Source organism: Micromonospora sp. CNZ286 (genome assembly GCF_014207755.1).
The window spans coordinates 3930912-3951159 of sequence record NZ_JACHIZ010000001.1; the positions used below are offsets into that span (position 1 = coordinate 3930912).

At 73.8% G+C, this 20248-nt stretch carries 9 protein-coding genes and 1 pseudogene; 4 read left to right on the plus strand and 6 right to left on the minus strand.

All coding sequences use genetic code 11. The features are described 5' to 3' along the window. Positions 1-176: 176 nt before the first annotated feature. Positions 177-842, minus strand: a complete 666-nt coding sequence (locus FHX31_RS17790; RefSeq protein WP_013477261.1) for an HAD-IA family hydrolase — start codon at positions 840-842, stop codon at positions 177-179. Between the two features lie 199 nt (positions 843-1041). Between FHX31_RS17790 and FHX31_RS17795 the strand changes: the two genes are divergently transcribed. Next, the gene (locus FHX31_RS17795) at positions 1042-2454 is read left to right on the plus strand and encodes an acyl-CoA synthetase (protein WP_013477262.1); all 1413 of its coding nucleotides are present in this window, start codon (positions 1042-1044) and stop codon (positions 2452-2454) included. Here the strand turns inward: FHX31_RS17795 and FHX31_RS17800 are convergent. Further along, positions 2451-3113 carry a 4'-phosphopantetheinyl transferase family protein gene (locus FHX31_RS17800; RefSeq protein ID WP_091328774.1) on the minus strand — a complete coding sequence of 221 codons (663 nt, stop codon included), beginning with the start codon at positions 3111-3113 and terminating at the stop codon, positions 2451-2453. The genes FHX31_RS17795 and FHX31_RS17800 overlap by 4 nt on opposite strands. Before the next feature lie 156 nt (positions 3114-3269). On the opposite strand from FHX31_RS17800, the gene FHX31_RS17805 reads away from it, so the two are divergent. Beyond that, positions 3270-3767 (plus strand): cold-shock protein, encoded by a 498-nt coding sequence (locus tag FHX31_RS17805; RefSeq protein WP_013477264.1) that lies wholly within the window; start codon positions 3270-3272, stop codon positions 3765-3767. Between the two features lie 42 nt (positions 3768-3809). Here FHX31_RS17805 and FHX31_RS17810 read toward each other — a convergent pair whose 3' ends face one another. After that, the gene (locus FHX31_RS17810) at positions 3810-5186 is read right to left on the minus strand and encodes an AMP-binding protein (RefSeq protein ID WP_013477265.1); all 1377 of its coding nucleotides are present in this window, start codon (positions 5184-5186) and stop codon (positions 3810-3812) included. A gap of 1273 nt (positions 5187-6459) precedes the next feature. On the opposite strand from FHX31_RS17810, the gene FHX31_RS17815 reads away from it, so the two are divergent. After that, positions 6460-9315 carry a helix-turn-helix transcriptional regulator gene (locus FHX31_RS17815; RefSeq protein WP_184976810.1) on the plus strand — a complete coding sequence of 952 codons (2856 nt, stop codon included), beginning with the start codon at positions 6460-6462 and terminating at the stop codon, positions 9313-9315. Between the two features lie 513 nt (positions 9316-9828). After that, entirely contained in the window at positions 9829-12651 is a 2823-nt protein-coding gene (locus FHX31_RS17820) for a helix-turn-helix transcriptional regulator (protein ID WP_047890662.1), read from the plus strand. 121 nt (positions 12652-12772) lie between these two features. Here FHX31_RS17820 and FHX31_RS17825 read toward each other — a convergent pair whose 3' ends face one another. From FHX31_RS17825 to FHX31_RS17835, 3 genes and pseudogenes are all read right to left on the minus strand, one after another. Beyond that, on the minus strand, positions 12773-13612 hold the full coding sequence (locus FHX31_RS17825; protein WP_013285643.1) for an ABC transporter permease: 840 nt from the start codon (positions 13610-13612) through the stop codon (positions 12773-12775). Further along, positions 13609-14661: an ABC transporter ATP-binding protein gene (locus FHX31_RS17830; RefSeq protein WP_013477268.1), complete on the minus strand. Its 1053-nt coding sequence runs from the start codon at positions 14659-14661 to the stop codon at positions 13609-13611. The genes FHX31_RS17825 and FHX31_RS17830 overlap by 4 nt, the downstream gene beginning before the upstream one ends. An 87-nt stretch (positions 14662-14748) precedes the next feature. Further along, positions 14749-20229: pseudogene (locus FHX31_RS17835) on the minus strand (type I polyketide synthase); the annotation flags it as partial. Positions 20230-20248 lie beyond the last annotated feature (19 nt).

Genomic DNA, 20248 nt, shown 5'->3' on the forward strand with positions numbered 1-20248 from the left:
ATGCGCCGATCAACTGATCGGGTGACGAATCGGGGGTGTCGATGTCGGGGAACGATCCTCCACAGGGGTGCCGCCCGGCGACAGGGGTGTCGCCCGGTCACGCCAGGTGTCCGTGCGTCCGTCCGGGCGGGCGGCGGCTCCGGGCGGCTTCTCGCCCACGGATCCGGTGTGGCTCGTCACCGCCGTGCCGGGCACAGCGGCAGCAACTCGTCGAGCCGGGTCAGAACGACGTCCGGGCCGGCCGTGCGCAGCGTCTCCTCGTCGGACTCGCCCCACAGCGCGGCCACCGCCGTCACCCCGGCCGCCCGCGCGCTGGCCAGGTCGCTGGGCGCGTCGCCGACCATCAGCGCCTCCGCGGGCCGGGCCCCGAGCAGGTGCAGCGCCCGCCGTACGATGTCGGGCGCGGGCTTCGGGCGGGGCACCTCGTCCGAGCCCACCACGTGGTCGACGAGCGGCAACAGGTCGAGCCGGCCGAGCAGGTCCCGGGCGCGTACGCCGCTGCGGCCGGTGGCCACCGCGAGCCCGATCCCCCGCCGACGCAGGGTGCGCAGCAGCTCCGCCGCGCCGTCGACCGGGCTGACCCGGTGTGCAAGGCGGTTGCTCTGCCGCACGAACGGCTCGGCGAGCGCCGCTGGCAGACCCATCAGCTCCAGCACCTCCGGCAGGTACCGGCCCGGGTGGCGGCAGTACTCCTCGACCGGGGCCATGCCGTCGCCGACCACCTCGGCGTAGGCGAGGGCGAACGCCTCTCTGGCCACGGCGAGGCTGTCGACCAGCACCCCGTCGAGGTCGAACACCACCGCCCCGACACCGTCGGGTGCCGCCGTCGCCCTCGCGACCACCGATGTCACCTCCCCGCCCGCACGACTGCCACGGCCGGTAGGGGTGGCAGGCCGCGGAGACCCCCGACTACGGTCAGGACCGTTCTCCCGGCCCACCGGCGCGGCGCACTCGCCCACCCGGATCCGGCGGTACCCCACGACCCTACCGGCGTCGCGGCCCCCGGCAGGGCTCGGACCGGGCCGCTGAGAGGATCGCACCATGCCGCTGCTGGGCTGGCTGACGAAGGGCACCGACGAGCACCCGGACGCGATCCGGGTCGACGGCCGGGCGGCGTCCTGGGTGGAGCTTCGCCGCCTTGCCACGGCGGTGGCCGACGAGCTGCGCGGCGTCGACCGGGTGGCGATCGAGGCCACCGCCACCCTGGAGACCGTGGTCGGCGTGGTGGGCGCGCTGACGGCCGGGGCGGCGGTCGTGCCGATCCCGCCGGACGCCGGGCCGATGGAGCGCGATCACATCCTGCGCGACTCGGGCGCGACGGCGCTGCTGGCCCCGGCCGGCGCGGAACACACCGTCGGTGACGCCGGCCGGCCCGTCGTACCCGTCGACCTGACCCGCCGGTCGGACACCGTCCACCCCGAGCCGGATCCGGCCTGCACCGCGGTGATCCTCTACACCAGCGGCACCACCGGCGCCCCGAAGGGCGCCGTGATCTCCCGCCGCGCGATCGCCGCCTGCCTCGACGGGCTGGCCGACGCCTGGGCATGGACGCCGGACGACCTGCTGGTGCACGGCCTGCCGCTGTTCCACGTGCACGGGCTGGTGCTCGGCGTGCTCGGACCACTGCGGCTGGGCGGCCGGCTGCACCACGTGGGCCGCCCCCGCCCCGACCGGTACGCCGCCGCCAACGGCACCATGTACTTCGGGGTGCCGACGGTGTGGTCCCGAATCGCCGCCGACCCGGACGCGGCCCGGGCGCTGCGTCCGGCGCGGCTGCTGGTCTCGGGCAGCGCGGCGCTGCCGGCGGCGGTCTTCGCCGACCTCGCCACCCTCACCGGTCACCGGGTCGTCGAGCGGTACGGGATGACCGAGACCCTGATCACTGTGAGCGCCCGGACGGACGGCCCACGCCGGCCCGGCACCGTCGGGCTGGCGCTGCCCGGGGTCCGTACGCGGCTGGTCGGCGACGACGGCACCCCGCTCCCGGCCGACGGGACGACGATGGGCGAGCTTCAGGTCACCGGCCCCACGCTGTTCGACGGCTACCTCAACCGTCCGGACGCCGACGCGGCGAGCCGTACCCCGGACGGTTGGTTCCGCACCGGGGACGTCGCCACCGTCGACCCGGACGGCTGGCACCGGATCGTCGGCCGGGCGTCGACCGACCTGATCAAGAGCGGTGGCTACCGGATCGGCGCCGGCGAGGTGGAGGACGCCCTGCTGACGCACCCGGGGGTCCGTGAGGCAGCCGTGGTGGGCACCCCGCACCCCGACCTCGGTCAGCAGGTCACCGCGTACGTGGTGGGCGACGGGGTGGGCGAGGCCGAGCTGATCGACTTCGTGGCCCGGCACCTTTCGGCGCACAAGCGACCACGCGAGGTGCGCCTTGTCGACGCCCTGCCCCGCAACGCCCTGGGCAAGGTGCAGAAGACGCGGCTCAGCGCAGACGGTTAGGACGCGACCGCCGGGATGCTGACCGCGGTGACCACCAGCCCCCGCTCGACCAGGAACCTGCCCGCGAACGCCCGCACCTCGGCCCCGCCGAACACCGGACCGGGCACCAGCAGCCGGGCCTCGAACGTGCCGGCCGGGTCGAACACGATGTCCGCCTCGGAGAAGTCCAGCCACTGGCCGGTGAGCGGGAACCACGCCTTGTACACCGCCTCCTTGGCGCTGAACAACAGGCGGTCCCAGCAGACGGCGGGGCGGACCGCGCCCAGCGTGACGGTGCGCGACCGTTCGGCCGGCAGGGCGATCGCTCCAAGCACCCCGTCGGGCAGCGGGGCGTGCGGCTCGGCGTCCACCCCGAGGCTGGCGAACGCCGCCGTACGGCCGACGACCGCCGCCCGGTAGCCATCGCAGTGCGTCATACTGCCGACCACGCCGTCCGGCCAGAGCGGGGCACCGCGTGCGCCGGAGACGATCGGCGCCGGGGCGAGGCCCAGCTCGCCGAGGGCCAGCCGGGCGCAGTGCCGCACTGTGGTGAACTCCCGGCGTCGCTTCTCCACCGACCGTGCCACCAGCGCCTCCTCCTCGGGGAACAGGGTCACGCCGGCGGGATCGGTGAAGGACTCGGACACCGCCACGGTGGGGGGCAGGATCTGCTCGATCACGTTGGCCGATGGTAGGCGCTGCGGCACCCCTCGCCGCGGCGGGCCTCGGCGATAGGTGCACCATAGGGGTCGGGTACGGGTGCCGGCCTGCACGGGACAGGTGCCACTCTGGGCGCCGTCCCGGTCCTGCGGGCGGGGCACCTGGATTTGGGGCGGATGGACGCGGGAATGGCGATGCTTACTGGCAAAGTGGTGCGGTTCGACGAGGTGCGGGGCTACGGGTTCATCGCCCCGGACGACGGCAGCGACGACGTGTTCGTGCACGCGAACATGCTCGACGGCGACAAGTGGGCACTGACGCCCGGCGTCCCGGTCGAGTACGACGCGGTGGAGACCGAGCGCGGCCCCAAGGCCGTGCTGGTGCGGGTGTCCGGCGTCGCCCCGGGTGCGGATCGCGTCCCGACGGCCGGTGCCGGGCTGTCCGCCCGGGCCGGCGTCACGGTCGGCGGCGGGCGCAGCAGGGACAGCGGGCAGGCCACGGGCGGCGCGGAGGACGACGAGGGTCTGTGCGACGTCCTCTCCGAGCGGGCCTTCTCCGCGGAGACCACCGAGGCGCTGGTGACCTCCGTGTCGGACCTGACCGGAGCGCAGATCGTGGCGGTACGTGCGAGGATGCTGGAGCTGGCCCGGCGGCACGGCTGGGTGGAGGGCTGACCGTGGCGGGGGCGGGTCACCGCCGCCCGCTGTCCGGCCGGCTCAGCCGCGGGCGATCAGCAGGGACTTGCTGATCCGCCCGAAGGCGCTGCGCGGCAGCTCGTCGACGAAGTGCACCCGCCGGGGGCGCTGGCCCGCCGAGAGGTACCGACCGACGTGGTCGATGAGCACCTGCGCGGTCACCCCCTCGGCGACGACGTAGGCGGTGACCTGCTCGCCGAGCGCGTGGTGCGGCGTGCCGACGACGGCGGCGTCGCGCACGCCGGGGTGGCTCAGCAACGCCTCCTCGATCTGCCCGGCGGGCATCCGCCGGCCCCGGCTGTGCACCACGTCGAGCCCGCACCGCCCGATGATCCGGTACGTGCCGTCGGGGGCCACGCTGGCCAGGTCCCCGGTGGCGTGCCAGCGACCGGCGGCGAGGCTCCGCCCGCCGACGTACCCGCTGAACAGCGTCGGCCCGCAGACGCTCAGCTCGCCCGCCGACTGGCCGTCGGCCGGCACCGGCCGGTCCTCGCGGTCCAGCACGCGCGTCTCGACGCCGGGCAGGGGGGTGCCGACAGCGCCCGGAACCGTACGGTCGCCGGCCCGCCCGGTCAGCGCGACGAGCGTCTCGGTAGTGCCGTAGGCCTGCACCGGCCGGTGCGAGGTGAGCAGTCGGAGCCGCTCGGCCACGGCGCGGGCCAGCGGACCGTCCGCGGAAACGAGGATCCGCGCCGCGGACAGCGGCCGGGCCCGGTGGCCGTCCAGCGCTATCCTCGCCCACTGGTCGGGCGACGCCAGGTGCATGGAGCCGACCGGCCCGGCGGTGCCGGCGTCATCGAGGTGGACGAAACGGCTTCCGGCCCGCAGTGCGCCGAGCAGTCCGACGACCAGACCGTACGCCCGGAACAGCGGGGTGCCCTGGACGACCACGTCCTCCTCGCTCCAGTGCCACGCACGGGCCAGAAGGTCGAGGTCGGCGGCGATGGCGCGGCGCGAGATGCGCACCCCTCGTGGCGGCCCTGATGCGCCACCGGTGTAGAGGATGACGGCGTCGCTGCCCGGGGCGGGCTCGGGGTGCCGCGTCGAGGCGTGTTCTCGCAGGTCGACCGGGATCGTGGACAGGCCGTCGGCCCCGGACGGGGCACGGCCGAGGATCACCGTCGCTCCGGACTGCCGCAGGATGCGGCGGCGTTCGCGTTCGTCGGCGCCGGGAGGCAGCGGTACGAGCGGCGCCCCGGCGAGGAGGGCGCCGAGCATTCCGACCACCGCTTCCAGCGTCGGTGTGCCGTCGACCGCGACCGCGGTCGCGCCCCTGATCCGATCAGCGACGGCGGTGACGCAGCCCAGCAGGGCCTCGCTGGAGAGGGCTTTTCCGGCCACCGTGACCGCGTCGGCCCGATCCGCACCGAATCCACGCAGCACCGGCAGCAGTGTCATCTCCGCTATCCCCTGCGCGGGGCCGCAACGAGTCGCGGCGGCAGCTGGGACATCACGACGGCCACAGAACCCTTCAGGTCTCGGGCCTGCACGGCCCCATGTCCGGCTATCCAGACGGTGGAGACCGGGTGCCCCGAAATTAGGGCCGGGCTATCGTCGGGCACAACCCCTAGCCGCCGAGTCCGAATCCCCCTGTCCGGGCCTACTGGCCAGCTAGGACCGGATCCCGGCCGTCCGGACACAACGGCCGGCCCGAGCGCTCACTCCGGCTCGGCGAACAATACAGAGACCGCATTTGTCCTCAGCGAGCGAAAACCGATCGGAAAACGTCTTTCTCAATGCCCGGCAGCTCGCTGTCACGACTTTATCGCATTGACGCGTCCCGCATGAGATCAGCCTTCAGGCCGAATGGGACCGCAGACCTCCGCAACCAACAGACACTCGGACGCATAATTCCTTTTCATACATAATCGCAGAATCTCCCAAACGTCCGAATCGTGGCCCGCCGACGCACACCAAGCCTCGACCGCCGGCAGGATCGGACAGGCATCGATCGCAGTTCCGGCATCGATGCCTTACATCGCAACAATCGAGCGCCTCCGGCAATTGCCGGAGGCCCGACCAGACCCCGCAGCCCCACCCCGGGGGCGGACGACACCTCCACACCAGCCGCCGGCGCCAGGCCCGCCCGCGCCGGGATCGGCACGGGCGGGGTCACGAACGCCGAGTTCAACGACGATGACGCTCAGCTCGACGTCTCCGCACGCCGCAACCGCGGGCGGCTTCGAACACCTCGGCGAGAGCGACCGGCAACGCCCGGACGCCGGATTAGCACGGAAAAGCCCATTCGCCAATCAGCAGGCGGGCCGAATAAGCGGAACCATCGGCTCATGGGAGCGCTCTGTCACGGTACGGGACCAGCCGGCGACTTTCCGTCGCCACCCCCGGTCCGGGTCACCCGAGACAAGTAACCCATGTTTGCTCATCCTTTACACAACTCGGCTTGCCGCCCAATTGCCCAACTGCCATACTCCCACCATCAAGGAGGTCGATAGGAAGTGTCGACCCCGCGAGAGCTGGGGAATTATCGCCGACGCACACGGGAACACGGCTCGCAGCAGCCAACCGGTCAAGTCGGTCGATGGCGCACCGGCAAAGCTCGACACCCGTCGATACTTGCCGATAATGGAATGGGTCAAGAATTGCCGGTCTCCAATTTGGTCGAGCTGTCGGGCCGCACCGGGCACGCGGCCCTCCCCCGGAGGGGGCGGTGATGGAGCTGACCGAGCGTTCAAGCCAGCTCGGCCTGCTGGAGCGCCGACTCGCAGACCTGCTCCGCGGCGGCACCTCGCCGACCGACCGGCCGGTGACCGTGCTGACCGGCCCGGTCGGCTCCGGCAAGACCGCGCTCTCACAGACCTTCGCCCGGCGCGCCTGCGACGCCGGAGCACGGGTCATCGGCGCGAGCGCCTCCCGCGCGGAGCGCAGCGTACCGCTGGAGGTCGTCCGGCAGCTCGTCCGCGCGGTGCCGTCGTGCGCCGCGGACGCCCCCGACATCCGGGCCCGCCTCGCCCGGCTGCTGGACGCGGGCGCCCTCGCATGGAGCGACGCCGATCCGGCGGACGCGGAGAACGCCCGGCTCACCGCCGCCATCGGGCGCGCCCTGCTCGAACTGACCTCGCGGGGGCCGCTGGTCATCGTGGTGGACGACATCCACCACGCGGACGTGCCGTCGCTGCGCTGTCTCGATTACGTGGCCCGGCGGCTCTCCGGCCTGCCCGTGCTGATGGTCCTGACGGAGGCGCCACGCACCCGGCCGTGGCAGGCGGACGTGCACGCCGAGATGCTGCAACCGGCGAAGCTGCACCGCATCCGCCTGCCGCTGCTCACCGCCGAGGGGACGTTCCAGCTGCTCGCCCAGCGGCTCGACATCCCGCTCGCCCGCAGCATCGCCGAGGAGAGCCACCGGATCAGCGGCGGGAATCCGCTCCTGGTGCATGCGCTCGCCGATGACCAGGCAGCCGCGCCACGGTCCGCCGACGCCCCGGCGGTCGGCGAGTCGTTCCGGGAGGCCGTGCTGAGCTGCCTGTACCGCTGCGACCGCCTGGTGCTCAACGCCGCCCGGGTGCTCGCCGTGACCGGCGAGCCGCTGCACGGCAGCCTGCTGCCGCATCTCGTCGACGCCCGGTTGCACCCCGCGCTGGGCGCTGTCGACAAGTCGACCAGCGCGGGGCTGATCGACGAACAGGGGTTGCGCCATCCGGCGGTGACCCAGGCCGTGATCGACGGGATGACCGCCGAGGAACGCGTACGGCTGCATCTGGGAGCAGCCCGCCTGCTGCACGACGACGGCGCGCCCCCGGCCCGGATCGCGCCGCACCTGGTGGACATCGGCGAGCTGGCCGAACCCTGGATGGCGCAGACCCTGCTGGACGCCGGCGAGCAGGCGCTGCTCGACGGCGAGGTGGAGACCGCCCTGCGGTACCTGCGCCGGGCGCACCGCAGTGGCGTCGGCGAGTGTCTGCGGGCGCGGATCCGCTCCGCACTGGCGCGCGCCGAGTGGCGGCTCGACCCGCAGGCCACGATCCCCCACCTGGTCAGCGTCGCCACCGCCATCCGGGCCGGGCACCTCGGCAGCCAACAGGCCGCCGGTCCCATCCAGTACCTCCTCTGGCACGGTGAGATCGACAAGGCCGTCGACCTGGTCAGGCACCTGAGCGAGCGGTCGGATCCCGCCGATCCGCAGTCCGCGGCCGAGCTGCTCGTCATCACCGGCTGGATCTCGACGCTCTATCCCGGGGTCATGGTCGACCGGCCCGCGCCCGCCGTGGCCGCGCGGGATCCGCTCACGCTGGCCCGGGTCAAGCACGGGCTCAGCGGAGTCATCCTGCTGTCCGGCGTGCTGGCCCGGGGTGACGCGGGCGTGGTCGAGGCGGCCGAGCGGACACTGTCGACCACCGGGCCGGACGACGAACCGCACATGTGGAGGGTCATCTGCGCCCTCATCGCCATGATCTACGCCGACAAGCTCGACCTGGCCGACGACTGGTGCGACCGGCTGGACCGCCACCTCGCCACCCCACACCACCCCACCCCCTCGGCTACGCTCACCGCCCTGCGGGCCGCCGTCGCCGGCCGGCTCGGCGACCTCCCCCGCGCCGGCAAGCTGGCCGACGAGGCACTGGGGCAGCTCTCGCCGAAAGGCTGGGGGGTGGTGATCGGGATACCTCTCGCCGTCCGGATACGGGCCCTGACCTTCATGGACCAGCTCGACACGGCGGCCGCCTGCCTTCAGGTGCCGGTGCCGCCGGCGATCTTCGAGACCCCGCTCGGGCTGCACTACCTGCACGCCCGCGGGACGCACGCCCTCGCCGCGGGAAACCCCGAGGCCGCGCTGGCCGACTTCCAGCTCTGCGGGCAGCTGATGCAGCGGTGGCGGCTGGACTTCTCGGGCCTGGTGCCGTGGCGCACCGAATCGGCTCGGGCGCTGCTCCGGATGGGCCGCCGTCAGCAGGCGCGCAAGCTGGTGCGCGACGAGTTGGCCCGGCTGCGGCCCGTCCATGTCCGGTACCGGGCCGCGGCCCTGCGGGTTCTGGCCGCGACCGAGGAGGGACAGGAACGGATCCCGCACCTGCGCAGCGCCGTACGGCTGCTGCGGCAGTGCGGCGACCGGATGGAACTGGCGCACAACCTTGCCGACCTCGGTCACGCCTACGAGCAGGCCGGCGACCGGCGGCAGGCCCGCGCCGCGACCCGGTCGGCCTGGGCTCTCGCAGAGGAGTGCGGCATCCCGACGTTGTGGCCCAGCGCCCTGTCCACCAGAGACGGTGCCACCGGCGGCCGGGCGGGTGCGGCGGTCGTGGTCCAGGGCCTGACGGACACCGAATCCAGGATGGCCACCCTGGCCGCCCAGGGTCACACCAATCGTGAGATCGCCGAGAAGCTCTTCCTGACGGTCAGCGCGATCGAACAGCGAATGACGCGCATCTACCGGAAGCTGGACGTCAACTCGCGCGGCGAACTCGCCGGACGGCTGCGGTTCGACCGCCCCGGTACGACGGTGCTGGATCCGCTGACGCGGGGCACGGACCCCCCGGGCGGCCGTCCGTCCGGCCCTCGGCCGCGCTGATCCCGGTCGGGCTTCCGCACGGAACAGCCACCGGGCGTCACGCGACCGTCGCCCTCGCCGACCGTCGCGAAGAGTCTGCTCACCACCACTGTGGGTACCACCAGGCGTGCGCCGGGAGTCGCGGTGTGGCACCATCAAGCCGTACGCCCCGACACCAGCCGCTCACCGGCGTGTCGCCTCCCCCGGGCCGATCGGCTCCAACACCCCTCACCCCGAGTCGCGCAACCCCTAAATGCCTTCTGGGGCCGCAGGTTTGGGTGCGAAACGATGGGGTCTCACGCCCGTTGTCGCACCATCATGCCGGTGCCAGACTCGCCTCGACACGCGGACCGTACGGCAAGAAGACCGGTCCGACGAAGGATTTCAGGTCCACCCGGCGTGGCCGCCCGGCGCGCTCCACCCCTACCCGTCGAGACGCGGGCGGAGGGGCGGCTGTCTCCGGCAGGGGTGGCGGTGTCGGGCCGCACCGGCGTTTCCAGGCCCGCGCCGCGTACAAGGAGGGCTTACGCGCAGGTGTTGGTTCAGCAAGAGGAACAGATCACCCGTCTGCGGCGCGTGTTCCACGCGTGCGAGGAGCAGCAGCGCGGACACGTCGCGCTGGTCACCGGTGCCGTGGGCAGCGGCAAGACCAGCCTGCTGGAGTCGTTCGGCGAGTGGACGGCCGGCTCCCGCGGGCAGGTGATGAGCGCGACCGGCTCGCGGGCGGAGCGCGGTCTCCACCTGGGAGTCGTCGGGCAGCTGTTCCACAGTGCACGACTCGCCCCGGAGACCGCCGCCCACGTCGAGAAGCTGCTGCGCGACGCCACCTCCGCGGTGCCGTTGCCCGAAGTCGGCGGCGAGGCGTCCGACGGAGACCGGGCCTGGGCACCCCTGCTGCACGGCCTCTTCACCACCCTGATCGACCTGACGGCCAACGGGCCCCTGGTCCTCCTCGTCGACGACGTGCACCACGCGGACCCGGCCTCGCTGCACTGCCTGCTCTACGTGACCCGACGGCTGCGCCACGCCCGGATCATGGTCGTGTTCGCGGAGGCGTCGACGCTGCGCCCGCCGCACCCGCTGTTCCGCGCCGAGCTGCTCAGCCAGCCGCACTTCTCCCGGATCGGCCTGCCACCGCTGACCGTCGACGCCGTCGCCCGGCTGGTCGAGGGCGCCGTCGACGACGCCGACACCCGCGCGACCGCGGAACACTACGTCCGGATGACCGGAGGCAATCCGCTGCTCACCCGGGCGCTGCTCGACGAACGGGCCGGTGGCGAGGGCAGCGACCACGACGTTCCGTCCGTCGGTGACGCGTTCGACCAGGCCGTGCTCGGGTGCCTCTACCGCCACGAGCCCGGGGTACGCCGGGTGGCCCAGGCGCTCGCCGTGCTCGACCGGCCCGCGTCGACCGAACTGCTCGGCCACCTCCTCGACGTGATGCCCGCGACCACGGTCCCGGCGGTACGGGTGTTGCGTACCTCGGGCCTGATGGAGTGTGACCAGCTACGCCACTCGCGCATCCTGCGCTCGATCCTGGCTGACATGTCGGCCGACGAGCGGCGCAGCCTGCACCAGCGGGCCGCCGAGGTGCTGCACGACCGCGGCGCCGAGGCGAGCGTGGTCGCCGAGCACCTCGTTGCCGCCGGTGCGGCGGTGACCGGCTGGAGGGTGCCGGTGCTCCAGGACGCCGCCGGTCACGCGCTCTCGTCGGGCCGGCCCGACGTGGCGGCAGCCTGCCTGCGGCTGCTCGCCCGCGCGCCGGTGGACGAGCGGCAACGCACCGCCACCACCGAGATGCTGGTGAATGCCCGCTGGCAGATCAACCCGTTGACGGTGAACGGGCAGCTGACGGAGCTGGTGCAGACGGCGCGGGCCGCCGGCTGGTCCACCGATGCGAGCCTCTCCGCCGTGCCGTACCTGCTCTGGCAGGGCCGCATCGATGAGGCTGCCGAGGCCGTCAGCGGCTTCTCGGCGGACGAGGAGCAGGGCCCGGCCGCCCCGCCCGGCCGCCTGCGGATCATGCAGCTTCTGATCTCCCTCTCCCACCCGGACCACCTGGCGAGCGTGCGGCAGACCCCGGCCACCTGGAGCCGCGCGGCCGGCGCCCCGACCACCGTCAGCCCGCTCCTGCAGGCGGTCACGGTGCTCGGCGCCGCGCTGACGCCGACCGCCGACAACGACACGGTGACGACCGCCGAGCAGATCCTGCAGCGCCACCACACGGACGACGGCGCCCTCGGCCTGCTGACCGCGCCCCTGCTGGCGCTGCTCTGGGCCGGCCGGTCGGACCGGGCCGCGGTCTGGGGCGACGTGCTGCTCGACCGGCCGGTGGCTCAGCACGCGCCGGGCTGGCGGGCAGTGATCCGGGCGATCCGGGCGGAGGCGGCCCTGCGCGTCGGCGATCTGCCCGGTGCCGAGCACCACGCCCGCGCGGCCCTGGAAGACATGCCCGCCCCCGCCTGGGGTGTGGCGATCGCCGGACCGCTGTCCACCCTGATCGCGTCCGCGACGGAGTCGGGCCGGTTCGCCGAGGCCGACCGGTGGCTGGCCCACCCGACCCCGCCCGGCATGTTCCGCACCCCGTTGGGCCTGCACTACCTGGCCGCGCGCGGCCGGCACCACCTGGCCGTACGCCGGCCGCACGCCGCCACCACCGACCTGCGGCGCTGCGGCGAGCTGATGCGTACGTGGGGGATCGACGCGGCCGGACTGGTGCCGTGGCGGCTGGAGCTGGCCCGGGTGCAGCTCAGCGTCGGCAACAAGACGCAGGCGATGCAGCTCCTGCAGGAGCAGTTGCGGGTGCCGCACGGGGTCGACGACCGGACCCGGGGCCGTACGCTGCGCCTGCTCGCCACCACCGCCGCCCAGGACCACCGGCGCAAGCTGCTCTCCGAGGCGGTCAACCTGCTCCAGTCCAGCGGCGACCGGTTGGAGCTCGTCCGCGCCCTCGGCGACACCGGTCAGACACTCCAGCGCGCCGGAGACTCCGCCCGCGCCCGGCTGCTCGTCCGCCGCGCCTACCAGCTCGCGCAGGACTGCGGGGCGTCGGTGCTGGCTCAGCGGCTGATCCGCCGGGAGCCGGGCAGCGGACTGCCGGCGTACCCGGCCGCCGCCGAGCTCCAGGAACCGGACGACGGGCTGAGTGACGCCGAGCGGCGCGTCGCCGCGCTGGCCGCACAGGGCCACACCAACCGCCAGATCTCCAGCCGGCTCTTCATCACGGTGAGCACTGTCGAGCAGCACCTGACCCGGGTCTACCGCAAGCTCGACGTGAAGCGCCGGACCGACCTTCCGTCCCGGCTCGTCATGTACGCCGAGACACTGGCCGACGAGACACAGAGCGCCACGTCCTGACGGCTGTCGCAGGGGCGCGGTGGAACCGCCCCCTGCGACACCCACCGCGACCGGCGACGACGCAGCGAGGGCCCGAACCGCAGAAGCGGTTCGGGCCCTCGGCGGACGCATCCCGGGCCGGTCAGTCCATGGCGCGGCGCATGAAGCCACGCATGCCGATCGCCGAGAACGCCACGAAGACCCCGGTGAGGACACACATGCACAGCCAGAGCGGCAGCGACTCGACCCCCGGCGGGCCGACGAGCGACCGGGTCGCCTCGCTGATGTAGGTCAGCGGGTTCAGCGAACAGATCACCTGATACCAGCGCAGCGAGTCCAGGCCGAGCAGCGGGAACTGGGTGGCACCGGTGAACATGATCGGGGTCATCACCACTGTGAACATGATCTGGATGTGCTGCGTGGGCACCAGGGTGCCGAAGGCGAGACCGACCGCCGCGCCGACCAGCGCGCCGATCGCCAACACCCCGACCACCTTGAGCACCACCGCCCAGGGCCAGGTGACACCGAGCATGAGCATGCCGACCGGGATCAGCACCACGCCGGCGATCAGGCCGCGGATGCCGCCGAAGACGATCTTCTCCAGGGCCACCAGCGGAATCGCCATGGGCGACAGGAGGCGGTCCTCGATCTCCCGGGTGAAGGAGAAGTCCATCATCATCGGCAGCGCGGTGTTCTCCAGGCCGATCAGGAAGGCGTTCAGCGCGATGACGCCGGGCAGCAGCACGTTGGAGAAGTCGTCGCTGGCGTAGCCCAGGTCGCTGAGCACCTTGCCGAAGATCAGCAGCATGAACAGCGGCTGGATGAAGACCTGGAGCAGGAAGCCGACCAGCTCCCGGCCGGTGACGAACAGGTCCCGCGAGAGCACCGCCCGAAACGTGGCGAACTGGTCCAGCGCGCGCACCGGCGGCGGCGACGAGGCCGGCGACGGCGCGGACGGGGGGGCGGGGGCGGCGACGCTCACCGAAGTTCCCTTCCGGTCAGGTGGATGAAGACATCTTCCAGGCTGGGCTGGCCGATGTTCAGGTCACGGACCTCGCAGCCCAGGTCGGCGAGGATCTTCATCGCCATCGGGATGGCGTTGGCCGGCTGGCCGCTGGTGTAGACCCGGAAGGACAGGGGGGCGTCCGAGTCGGCGGGCGCGTCCGGGACCGGGGCGGGCATCGGCATCGCCGGCATGCCGGGAAACGCCGGCGCGGCGGCGGGCACCTTGGCGGTCATCTTGAAGTGTTCCACCTGCTCCACGTCGGGGATCGCATCGAGCGCGGCCCGCACCTCCTCGGCGGGGGCGCCGGGGGTCACCACGAGGGTCAGGGTGCTGCTGCCCGGCAGCGTACGGGTCAGCGCGGACGGGGTGTCCAGGGTGAGCAGCTTGCCGTGGTCGACGATGCCGACCCGGTCGCAGAGCTTCTCCGCCTCGTCCATGTCGTGCGTGGTGACCACCACGGTCACCCCGGACCGCTTCAGCTCGGCGACCCGGTCGTGCACGAAGAGCCGGGACTGCGGGTCGAGGCCCGCGGACGGCTCGTCGAGGAAGAGCACCCGGGGCGAGTGCATCAGCGCGCGGGCGATCATCGTGCGCTGGGCGAGGCCGCCGGACAGGAAGTCGGTGCGGTGGTTCGCGAAGTCCTTGAGCCCCATCTGGTCCAGCAACTCGTCCGCCCGCCGGATGCGCTGCGCCCGGGGCACCCGGTGGTAGGCCGCGTGGAACAGCAGGTTCTGCCGGACGGTCAGCGCCCGGTCCAGGTTCACCCGCTGCGGTACGACCGCCAGCAACTGCCGGGCGACGGCGGGCGAGCCGATCACGTCGGCGCCGCACACCTGGGCCCGGCCCGAGGTGGCCCGCACCCGTGTGGTCAGCACCCCGATCGTCGTCGTCTTGCCCGCACCGTTCGGCCCGAGCAGGCCGAAGACCTCACCGGCGGCGACGGAGAAACTCAGCCCGTCCACCGCCGGTGGCATGTTGGGCTGGTACCGCTTGACCAGCTCCGTGACCACCACTGCCTCGTCCACGTCGTCATGCTCCGTCCTGGAACGTCGGTCCGATAGATGTATGTGCGCCGATAGGGGGCGCTAGGGGCACGCCAGGGGCGGAACCGGTCACAGGCCCCGCGCGACCAGCCAGCGCTGGACCGTGCCGGCGAGTTCCGGACCCCGGTCGGCGACCATGCTGAAGTGGTCGCCGGCCGCGTCGACGGCCTCGTGCGGGTAGGGCCAGCGCGACCGCCAGCCGTCCGGTTCGCCGTCCCACTCCCCCAGCGGCTCGGTGGCCCGCACCAGCAGGGTCGCCGCCGCCGTCTCGGTCGGCTGCCAGTCCAGGAACAGCGGCAGGTAGCCCGCCCACGCCGTCGTCCGCCAGTCGTCCATCGGCGTGTACGCGGTGTCCCGGTCGATCATCCCGTCGAGAAGCTGCGGCACCCACCCGCCGAGCACCTCGCTGTCGGCCGGGTAGGTGTCCATGAGCACTACCGCGTCCGGCGGGCGGCCCTGGCGTTCCAGCTCCCCGGCGAGCAGGTTGGCCACCATCGCACCACCGGAGTGACCGGCCAGCACGAACGGGCCGGCGCCGACGGTACGCAGAACCGTGTCGGCGTGCACCCGCAGCAGCGCGTCGAGGTCGGCGGGAAGCTCCTCGCCCGCGCCGAACCCGGGGTTGGGCAGGGCCCACACGTCACGTACGCCCCGGAAGCCGGCGGCCAGCCGGGCGTACTCGTGCGCGCCGGACAGCAACGACATCGTGCAGCAGCACACCAACTGCGCCCGGGCGCCGCCCTCGGCCAGCCGGAGGATGCCGGCCGGGCGGGTGAGCTGCGCCGGCTCGCGGAAGCTGGGGCGGAACTGGGCGAGCTTGACCAGCAGTTCGGCATACCCGGCCGGGTCCTCACGCGCCTTCGGCTGGTTGAACAACCCGCCGAGCAGTCCGCCGCCGGCACCATTCCCGGCAGGTCCACCGGCGTCGTCCGCGCCGTCCCCGGCCGCCTCCGCGCCGAGGAGCCGGCCGATCAGGTGAACGGCCAGCGCCGTAGGCGTGGGGTGGTCGAAGAGCAGGGTCGTCGACAGCTCCGCCCCGGTCTCCTGGCGCAGCGCGTCGCGCAGCTCCAGTGCGGTCAGCGAGTCGAAGCCGAGTTCCAGGAAGTCCCGGTCGGCCTCGACCGCGTTGGGTGAGGCGTGCCCGAGGACGGTGGCCACCCGCGCCCGGACCAGGTCCAGCAGGATCCGGTGCCGGTCGCCGGCCGGGACGCCGGCCAGCCGCTCGCGCAGCGCGCGAGCGGGATCGGTCGCCGCGGCATCGCCGGCCTCCGGCTCGGCACCGGCCGTCGCCTCGGGCACGCCGCGCAGCAGCGCGCTGGGCCGTACGGCGGTGAAGGCCGGCACGAACGCGGGCCAGTCGAGGTCGGCGACGGCCAGTTGGTCGTCGCCGCGGACCAGGGCCTGCCCCAGCGCGGCCAGGGCCACGTCGGCGGGCAGCGGCCGGACCCCCCGGCGGCGCAGCTGCGCCGCATCGGTGACCTCGTCCGCCCAGGGCACCCACGCGACGACGGTGGCCGGGCGGCCAGCGGCACGCCAGCCGGCGGCCAGCGTCTCCAGCCCGGCGCCCACGGCGGCGGCGACCGCCGCTCCCCCGCTGCCCCAGACGGCGGCCGTCGAGGTGAAGACGACGAACTCGTCGATCGGTAGGCCGGCGCAGGCCCGCCCGAGCAGTTCCACCGCGGTGGTACGGGCGGCCACGGCGTCGGCCAGGTCGTGCGGATCCAGCACCGCCACCGGGTCGCCGGCCCCGTCGGAGTCGGCGATGTGCAGGACGGTACGGATCTCGCTGCCGGTGGCGGCCAGCCGGTCAAGCGCCTCGGGCAGCCCGTCCAGGTCGTCGACGGCGGTGACGGTGACGTCCGGGCCGAGCGGGTCGGCGTCCGCCACCGGCCCCACGAGGACGAGGTGCGACGCGCCCCGCTCGGCGAGCCAGCGCAGCAGGTGTGGGGTACGCACCTGCGCGGAACCGTGCACCAGGACCGCGCCGCGGGGCCGCCAGTCCGTATCGGTGGCGCCGGCCGGGATCCGGTGGAGCCGCCGGGCGTACACCCCGCCGGCGCGTACCGCCACCTGGTCCTCGTCACCGCCGGACGCGACGACCCGGGCGAGCGCGGCGAGCGCGACGTCGTCCGGCTCCGCCGGCAGGTCGACCAGCCCGCCCCACGAGCGCGGCTGCTCCAGCGCCAGCACCCGGCCCAGCCCCCAGACGTACGCCCCGGCCACGCCGGGAGCGGCGTCGTGCGCGTCGACGGCCACCGCGCCCCGGGTCACGGTCCACATCGGCGTGCCGTTCCCCGCAGCGGCGAGGGCCCGCACGAGCGCGGCTGTCCCGGCGAGCGCGCCGGTCCCCGTGCCGGCCGCCCGTTCCTCCGCCGCCAGCAGCGAGACCACGACCGACCAGGTGCCGTCGGCGAGCAAGGCCCGGGCCACGGCGTCCAGGTCGTCGCCCACGGTGACCAGCGTCGGGTCCAGGCCCTCGGCGCGCAGCACGGTGAGCACCGCGGTGGCGTCGGTGCCTGCCCCGGCCACCAGCAGGCATCGACCGGCCGGCGTGGTAGGGGCTGACAGGTCGACGCGTTCCCAGTCGGCGCGGTAGCGCAGCCCGTCCAGCTCCGATCCGCGACGCCGCCGGTCCCGGTAGGAGGCGAGGGCGGGCAGCAAGTCGGCGAGCGCGTCCTGCCGGTCGGCGGGCAGGCCGAGCGCGGCGGCCAGCTCGGCGGGTCGTCCCTGCGCCACGGCCGCCCAGAACTCCTCGTCTTCGCCGGTCGCGGCGGGCGGGACGAGATCCACGGTGGGCGGGTCCGGCCAGAAGCGCTCGCGGTGGAAGGCGTAGGTGGGCAGTTCGACGCGCGCGGCGTCGCTGCCGTCGAAGGGAGCCGCCCAGTCGACTCCGGCACCGCGCAGGTCGACCGCGGCCAGCGCGGCGAGCAGCGTGGTCGTCTCCGGCTGGTCCCGGCGGGCGAGCGGCACGAAGGCCGCCGGTTCCATGTCGGGCAGGCACTCCCGGGCCAGCACGGTCAGGGCGCCGTCGGGGCCGAGTTCCACGAAGGTTCCGACGCCGCCGGCGGCGAGGGTGGCGACGCCGGCGTGGAAGCGGACGGTGTCCCGGACGTGGTCGACCCAGTAGCCCGGGTCCGTGGCCTGGGCGGCGGTGAGCGGCTCGCCGGTGCGGTCGGAGACGATCGGAAGGTTCGGCGGGTGCCAGGCGACCTTCTCCGCGACGATCCGGAAGTCGGCCAGCATGGCGTCCATCCGGGCGGAGTGGAAGGCGTGGCTGACCCGCAGCCGACGGGACCGCCGGTCCTCGGCAGACAGCCGCCGCCCCGCCGCGAGCACGGCCTCCTCGTCGCCGGAGAGCACCACCGACCGGGGGCCGTTCACGGCGGCCAGGGACACCCGCTCGTCGAGCAGCGGGACCACCTCCGCCTCGGACGCCTGTACCGCCAGCATCGCCCCGCCGGGCGGCAACTGTTGCATGAGCCGGGCCCGGGCGGCCACCAGGGTCGCCGCGTCGGCCAGCGACAGCACCCCGGCGACGTGCGCCGCGGCCAGCTCGCCGACCGAGTGGCCGAGCAGGAACTGCGGGCGTAGCCCCCAGGCGGTGACCAGCCGGTATGCGGCGACCTCGTAGGCGAACAGCGCCGGCTGGGTGAACTCGGTACGGTCCAGCAGATCCGCGTCGGGCGAGTCGGCCCCGGCGAAGACCACCTCCCGCAGCGGCCGGCTCAAGTGCCGGTTCAGCTCCCCGGCCACCTCGTCGAAGGCGGCGGCGAAGACCGGGAACCTGCGGCACAGCTCGGCGCCCATGCCGGGGCGCTGGGCACCCTGCCCGGTGAAGAGGAACGCGACCTTGCCGGCCCGGCGGGCCACGCCGCGCACCACGCCGGGGGTGTCGCGCTCCTCGGCGACCGCGTGCAGGCCGGCCCGCAGCTCGTCGCGGTCCCCGCCGATCACCGCTGCCCGGTACGGCAGGGCCGCCCGGGTGGTGACCAGCGAGTACGCCACGTCGGCGGCGGTCAGGTCGGGGTGATCGGCCAGATGCGCCAGCAGCCGCCGCGCCTGCCCGGCCAGGGCCGGCGCGGAGCGGGCCGAGACGATCCACGGTGCCGGCGGGGCGGGCGTACCGGCCCGCCGGACGTCGTCGGTGTCCGTCGCGACGGCCTGCTCGATGACGACGTGTGCGTTGGTGCCGCTGATCCCGAACGCGGAGACCCCGGCCCGGCGTGGCTGCCCGGTCTCCGGCCAGGGCTGCGTGCCGGTCAGCAGGGACACCGCCCCGGCCGACCAGTCGACATGCGGGGTGGGCTCGTCCACGTGCAACGTGGGCGGCAGCACCCCGTGCCGCATCGCCAGCACCATCTTCATCACCCCGGCCACACCCGCCGCCGCCTGCGTGTGCCCGATGTTCGACTTGATCGAGCCGAGCCAGAGCGGCCGGTCCGCGGACCGACCCTGCCCATACGTGGCGATCAGGGCCTGCGCCTCGATCGGATCACCCAAAGTGGTACCCGTGCCATGCGCCTCGACCACGTCCACCTGGTCGGCACTCAGCCCCGCGTTCGCGAGAGCCTGCCGGATCACCCGGCGCTGCGACGGGCCGTTCGGGGCGGTCAGCCCGCTGCTCGCGCCGTCCTGGTTGACGGCACTGCCGCGCAGCACGGCGAGGACCGGATGGCCGTTGCGGCGGGCGTCGGAGAGCCGCTCGACGAGCAGCATGCCGGCCCCCTCGGACCAACCGGTGCCGTCGGCGGCGGCGGCGAACGACTTGCACCGGCCGTCGGTGGACAGGCCCCGCTGCCGGGAGAACTCCACGAAGACGGTCGGGGTGGCCATCACCGACACCCCGCCGACCAGCGCCATCGTGCATTCGCCCAGCCGCAGCGCCTGGCAGGCGAGGTGCAGCGCGACCAGCGACGAGCTGCACGCGGTGTCAACGGTGACCGCCGGCCCCTCCAGCCCGAGGGCGTACGAGATCCGGCCGCTCGCCACGGCTGCGGCGCTGCCGGTGCCGAGGTAGCCCTCGACGCCGCCGGTGACCCCGGTAAGCAGAGCCGCATAGTCACCCTGACTGCTGGTGGCCGCGTAGACGCCGGTCGGCGCGCCGCGCAGCCGGGTGGGGTCGATGCCGGCCCGCTCGAACGCCTCCCAGGCGGTCTCCAGCAGCAGCCGCTGCTGCGGGTCCATGGCGAGTGCCTCGCGGGGGCTGATGCCGAAGAACGCCGGGTCGAAGTCCCCGGCGGAGTAGAGGAACCCGCCCTCGCGCACGTACGACGTGCCCCGGCTGTCGGGGTCGGGGTCCGGGTCGTAGAGCGCGCCCAGGTTCCAGCCCCGGTCGTCCGGGAACGCCGACATCGCGTCGCTGCCGGCGGCCACCAGGTCCCAGAGCTGCTCGGGTGACCTGACACCGCCAGGGAACCGGCAGCTCATGCCGATGATCGCCACCGGTTCGCTGAGCGCGGCGGTGAGCTGCTGGTTCTGCTGCTTGAGCTTCTGGTTGTCGAGCAGGGACGCACGCAGCGCGCCGACGACCTCGTCCAGGGAAACAGTCATCGGGCGCTCCTCAGGGCCG